Origin of the sequence: Streptomyces hirsutus (assembly GCF_001418415.1) — a bacterium.
GTDB classification, from domain to species: Bacteria; Actinomycetota; Actinomycetes; order Streptomycetales; family Streptomycetaceae; genus Streptomyces; species Streptomyces hirsutus.
Window position 1 is genome coordinate 1 of sequence record NZ_LIQT01000683.1, and the last position, 2,573, is coordinate 2,573.

General features: G+C 69.9%; 2 protein-coding genes and 1 other RNA gene. 1 reads left to right on the plus strand and 2 read right to left on the minus strand.

The genetic code is table 11. The features are described 5' to 3' along the window. Window positions 1–198 precede the first annotated feature (198 nt). Window positions 199–1,206: a LacI family DNA-binding transcriptional regulator gene (locus tag AOK11_RS37375; RefSeq protein ID WP_055598070.1), complete on the plus strand. Its 1,008-nt coding sequence runs from the start codon at window positions 199–201 to the stop codon at window positions 1,204–1,206. A gap of 310 nt (window positions 1,207–1,516) precedes the next feature. Here AOK11_RS37375 and ssrA read toward each other — a convergent pair. Together ssrA and smpB are read right to left on the minus strand one after the other, a co-directional pair. Beyond that, window positions 1,517–1,919, minus strand: a transfer-messenger RNA (tmRNA) gene (gene ssrA / locus AOK11_RS38730). A 137-nt stretch (window positions 1,920–2,056) separates the two neighbouring features. Further along, the gene (gene smpB, locus AOK11_RS37380) at window positions 2,057–2,536 is read right to left on the minus strand and encodes an SsrA-binding protein SmpB (RefSeq protein WP_055598071.1); all 480 of its coding nucleotides are present in this window, start codon (window positions 2,534–2,536) and stop codon (window positions 2,057–2,059) included. Window positions 2,537–2,573 lie beyond the last annotated feature (37 nt).

Sequence of the window (2,573 nt, forward strand, 5' to 3'; positions counted from 1 at the left end):
CCTTCACCCCTTTGACCCCTTCAGCCCCTTGGATCCCTTCGACCCCGTTTCAACCCGGTCCGCAGTTCGGGCCGTCGAACCGCCCCACCGATTCCCGCACGTCCCATTGACGGCCCCACGGCCCGCACATACCTTCACCCGTCGAAGCGCTTCGACACTCCCGGTTGCCGGTGCAGGACCCCCCGATAAGGACCCTCGATGGTGAAGATCACGGATGTGGCCCGGCACGCCGGGGTCTCCCCCAGCACGGTGTCGTACGCGCTCAGCGGCAAGCGGCCGATCTCCGACGAGACCCGGCGCCGCGTCCAGGCCGCCGTCCGCGAGCTGGGCTACCGCACGCACGTCCGGGCCGGGGGTGCGGTCGGGGCCGGATCGCGGGTGCTGGCGCTGGCGGTGCCGATGCGCTCCGGCGTCCATGTGCCGGTGGTGACGCAGTTCGCGGTGTCGGTGGTCACCGCCGCCCGCGCCCACGGCCACGACGTGCTGCTGCTCACCCAGGGCGAGGGCGAGGAGGGCATCGGACGGGTCGCGGAGACGGGACTGGCGGACGCGCTGGTGGTGATGGACGTCCAGCTCCAGGATCCCCGGCTGCCGTTACTGCGCTCGTTGCCCCTGCCGTCCGTACTGATCGGCGTCCCGGCCGAGCCGGACGGACTGACCTGTGTGGACCTGGACTTCGGTGCGGCGGGCGAGCTGTGCGTGGACCATCTGGCGCGGCTCGGGCACCGGACGGTGGCGCTGGTCGGCTCGCCGCCGGAGGTGTACGTCCGGCGCACGGCGTTCGCCCGCCGGCTCGTGCAGGGCTTCACCGCCGCCGCGGACCGGCACCGGCTCCGGTCCGCGGTGCACCCGTGCGGGACGGGCCGGGGCGCGGCCCGCGCGATCGCCGAGCGGCTGCTGCGCGAGCAGCCCGCGCTGACCGGGGTGGTGGTGCACAACGAGCCGCTGCTCGACCCGCTGATCGACGCCTTCGAGGAACTCGGGGTACGCATCCCCGAGGACCTCTCCCTCACCGCCGTCTGCCCGACGCCGGTCGCCGCCTCGGCCCGTATCCCGCTCACCTCGGTCACCGTGCCGTCCACGGAACTGGGCACCCGCGCGGTGCACCTGCTGGTACGGAAGCTGTCGGGTGCCCCCGTGCCGCAGGCCACCCTGCTCCCACCCCGCCTGACCGAACGCGCCAGCACGGGCCCGCGCCCGGACTGACCGCCCGGCCCCGGGACACCTGGTGCGGATACCCGGCGACGATGTCGCTCACGTCGGCCGTCCGGTCGGCGCCGTGCACCTCGGTCCGCTGCTCCACGAGGCCGGTCATGTCGGCGGACTTCACCGGGTGGTCGGCCGTGCCCTGCAGGCCGGTGGGGGTCGGCCGGGGCCCGGCGCAACCGGACCGTGCGGCACGCCCTCGGACGCCTCACTGACCGGGGGCCGGACCTCCGGGTCGCCGCCTTCGCCTGTATGGCCGCATGACACAGGCCCCGCCGCTGATGCGACGGGGCCTGTGCCCACATGGGGTAAGTGGAGATGGCGGGAATCGAACCCGCGTCCAACGGTGCAGAATCAGGGCTTCTCCGTGTGCAGTCCGCTGTGCTTTTCTCAGCCCCGGAGATCACGCAGACAAGTCTCCGACGGGCTCAGTCACTGTTAGGTTTCCCTCTTCACCCCGTGACCGGGATCAAGGTTTAGTTCCCTAAATGATGCCAGGATCCGGGTCGGGAACACCCCCGGGCTGACACTCCCTCTAGTAGGAGAGCCGCTGCTCGCTACCTGAAGATCAGGCAGCGAGGGCGAGCTCGCCCTGGGAGATGGATCGCTTGGAATTGGCGATTATTTTTTCGGCCTGTGGTTTACGAGATCATGGCCGCTTCCTCGACACGCTTCCCCTGCTTCGACAGCCGCTGTCGAAACCGATCATCCCCATGTTTTTTTCTCAAGGTGCGCACCCGCTGTGAGGTGCTGTCGCCATCGTACGTGACCAACGCGGGTCGGTGCCAGCGTATTCCCGCGCGACGGCTCCGAGGGCTCCGGGACGGTCCGGGAGCCGCTCGGGCAGGCCCTACGCCTGCTGCTTGCGGCGGACCGCCGAGATCGCCCGCTCGGTCTCGCGCCGGTCCTGCTTCTCGCGGAGCGTCTGGCGCTTGTCGTACTCCTTCTTGCCCTTCGCCAGCGCGATCTCCACCTTCGCCCGGCCGTCCTTGAAGTACAGGGCGAGCGGCACGATGGTGTGCCCCGTCTCCTGGGACTTGGACTCCAGCTTGTCGATCTCCTCGCGGTGCAGCAGCAGCTTGCGCTTGCGCCGCGCGCTGTGGTTGGTCCAGGTGCCCTGGCTGTACTCGGGGACGTGCACGTTGTGCAGCCACGCCTCGTTGCCGTCCAGCTGGACGAAGCCGTCCGCCAGCGACGCCCTGCCCTGACGCAGCGACTTCACCTCGGTCCCGGTGAGGACCAGGCCGGCCTCGTAGGTGTCGATGATGAGGTAGTCGTGCCGCGCCTTCTTGTTCTGCGCGATCAGCTTGCGCCCTTTTTCCTTAGCCATAGTGCCGCCCATTTTGGCACTACAAAGGGGGTGGGCG

What these genes read in the sequence shown, in the direction of transcription:
- AOK11_RS37375 (WP_055598070.1), top strand. Translation starts at nt 199, where the DNA reads ATGGTGAAGATCACGGATGTGGCCCGGCACGCCGGGGTCTCCCCCAGC.
- smpB (WP_055598071.1), bottom strand. Translation starts at nt 2,536, where the DNA reads ATGGCTAAGGAAAAAGGGCGCAAGCTGATCGCGCAGAACAAGAAGGCG.